We start from the raw sequence: 2,540 nt of genomic DNA on the forward strand, positions 1-2,540 counted from the left end.
TGCACGAACACTTGCGCTCCCCTATTATGATACGGATCACTCGCCTTGCCTGTATTGTCGGTGAACGGTCGGGACGCTATGGAGAGAAATGCTATTATCGATGATCTGACGGCCTCACGGGCACTGTCTAGTTAAGCCAGTTTGAGGAACGAGCAGGTCGTTGAGTTAGTTGGTCAAGATGCTCGCAGACCTGCTCAGCGAGTGCTTTGCAGCGGATTTAGAAGAAACTTGGGAGCGTGAGCGGACAGCGACGTTCACGAGAGCAAAGCTCTCGTGCAGCTCATCAGAACGCGAAGCGTTCTGAGGACGCCCGTTAGGGCGTTCGCTGTCCAGTTCCACGCGACCGGATGTTCCCTCAGGGAACCAAAAGAAATTCTTCGATTACTCGGCATTGAACGGTCTCATCAAGCTGTTTGGCAGTGGGTACATCGGCTGGCTGACAGCGGTCACAACCCGCCTGAGGCGAAACCGAAGCGGGTTGCGGTCGACGAGACCGCTGTCAAAATCAATGGCGAATGGTCTTGGTTGTACGGTGCAATAGACATCGAGACAAAGCTGATTCTTGACGTCGAATTGTTTGGACGACATGGTACCGACCCGGCTGCTGCGTTTCTCCATCGACTTTCCGAGAAACACGATCTCTCAGACACTGTGTTTCTCGTTGATGGCTACGGCTATCAGACTGCACTCTCTCGATTAGGATTGAGCGGTCGGCTGGACTACGTTGAGCGAAACCTCATCGAAAAGTGGTTTCACACCCTCAAAATGCGAGTCGACCGCTTCCATACTTCGTGGGTGGGCAGTCACGGAAGCGTCCGCGAGTGTTTCATACAATTTACACAATACTATAATTTTCAACGACCGTATCAAGCGCTCGATGGGCGAACGCCAGTTGAGGAAGTCACTAACTAGACAGTGCTCTAACCAGCATTCCAAAGCAGTACTCACTGTGAAAAGAACATAGGGTGACACCAGCAAGCATTATAGTAATTGACATGGTCCTATGTATCGTGACCCAGCCCATCATATTCTGGGAGCCAGAACTGTTACGCCAGATAGGTATGACAGCGATCGTGGTTGGTACAACAGTCATCATAACAAAACCACTCGAGACTGTTGGATTTGCTGGTCGTCCTCGAGGGGTACTAGCAGCGTCAATGGGGATAATGAGTTACTGGGGATTTCAGCAAAGTCCAGAGTACCAAACGCTTGCAGCAGGCCTAAGTGTGGCATTGGCTGTTTTCATTCCACTTTTCGTCTGCATGCATGCGATGGGAGTGATGGTCGCGGGAAAGTGACCAAATGGGTCTGATACTACAAGTTGGGTGGTTTTTGGACCCCGTCCCGAGGACACTCCCTACGTGGTCAATGGTACTTGGGCTAGAAGCGCTCTTTATTGGAGTTATGATTATAGTCACCCGTCAGATGGGACTCTACTCACAATTCAGAGTGCGAGAGCGTATGTTCGGTGTTTTCGGTTTGGGAGTTGGGTTTCTTTTTTTCTCCTTGTCAGTCCTCAGGACTTCATATGGAATGTATGCAATATTTCTCTATCTCCTGTTTCGTGTAGTAGAGGGGGTCGCAGCGGTCCAACTTTACCGGCGGGTACTCGATTTTCTTAAAACTAAGTCGCTTTCGGGCAACCTCTCTGCAAAGATTCGGTACCATCTGCTTGTCTTGTTTATCATCGCAGTCGGGAGCTACCTCGTTCTACAGGTGATCACGAGAGGGCCGTACATTCATGCGTTTTGGTATGACATCCAACTTATCTACACAATGGTGTCATTTTTGCTGGCATTCATTGGGGTTCGTTGGCGACTTCATAAACTGAAGACCGAATACAATATAGCAGTAATTTCTGGAATTGGACTCTGTATTGCTGGAGCACAAACATTTGACTTTGCTGGAACCTTGGACATTGTCCTCAGTTTCGCAGGTGCAGGGGCGTATTCTGTTGGATTTTGGATTGCTGCCCTGTTCCTCCTGAAAGAGGTGGTTACTCCAACAACGAGCAAGTGCACCAACTGCGGAGAGAACTTGGACCAATATAGTGATCCTGACTCGTGTCCTAGTTGTGGACAAGTGAAATAAATGCTACAGTACGACCGATATGCTTCTCAAGGGCCCGGTAGGGTATTGGACAAGAGAGGATACTCTTGTACCACTACTCGGTGTTACTGAATTGGGGTATGACCGGAGTGGCAGCCAGATAGCGATGCTCCCCACAGGGCACTCTACCGATACGACTAATGTCGTGGCTGGGGCTCCTTCCAGTATGCCCACCCAAGATTATCCAAATACGCTAGCGGCAATCGGCGAGACACCGATGATGAATCTCCCGTCACTCCGTCCCGACGAGGGAGCGTCGATTTCGGTAAAGTGGGAGGGTGCCAATCCGACAGGGAGTCTCAAAGACCGGATGGCACTTGCCATGGTCGAAGCTGCCCGAGAGCGGGGAGACATAGCCCCGGAAGATCCAATCGTTGAGTTCACTGGTGGCAGCACAGGGACGAGTCTCGCATTTGTCTGTGCCGTTCTTG

Annotated in this window: 3 protein-coding genes and 1 pseudogene; all 4 read left to right on the forward strand. The window is 50.6% G+C overall.

Annotated elements, in window-relative coordinates:
• The first annotated feature begins 178 nt into the window (after positions 1-178).
• A pseudogene (locus C5B90_RS19690) lies at positions 179-912 on the forward strand (IS6 family transposase).
• Positions 913-1,010: 98 nt separating this feature from the next.
• Positions 1,011-1,298, forward strand: a complete 288-nt coding sequence (locus C5B90_RS20465) for a hypothetical protein (RefSeq protein ID WP_148708263.1) — start codon at positions 1,011-1,013, stop codon at positions 1,296-1,298.
• A 70-nt stretch (positions 1,299-1,368) separates the two neighbouring features.
• Positions 1,369-2,091, forward strand: coding sequence for a hypothetical protein (locus C5B90_RS20470; protein ID WP_158547248.1), 723 nt, complete (start codon positions 1,369-1,371; stop codon positions 2,089-2,091).
• A gap of 184 nt (positions 2,092-2,275) precedes the next feature.
• The coding region (locus tag C5B90_RS19695; RefSeq protein WP_115883612.1) for a pyridoxal-phosphate dependent enzyme at positions 2,276-2,540 on the forward strand (265 nt) is incomplete at its 3' end.

Source organism: Haloferax sp. Atlit-12N (genome assembly GCF_003383095.1).
In the GTDB taxonomy this organism is placed as follows: domain Archaea; phylum Halobacteriota; class Halobacteria; order Halobacteriales; family Haloferacaceae; genus Haloferax.

Excerpts from the sequence above, each read along its gene's own strand:
- C5B90_RS20470 (WP_158547248.1), top strand. The coding sequence starts at position 1,369 with ATGGTACTTGGGCTAGAAGCGCTCTTTATTGGAGTTATGATTATAGTC.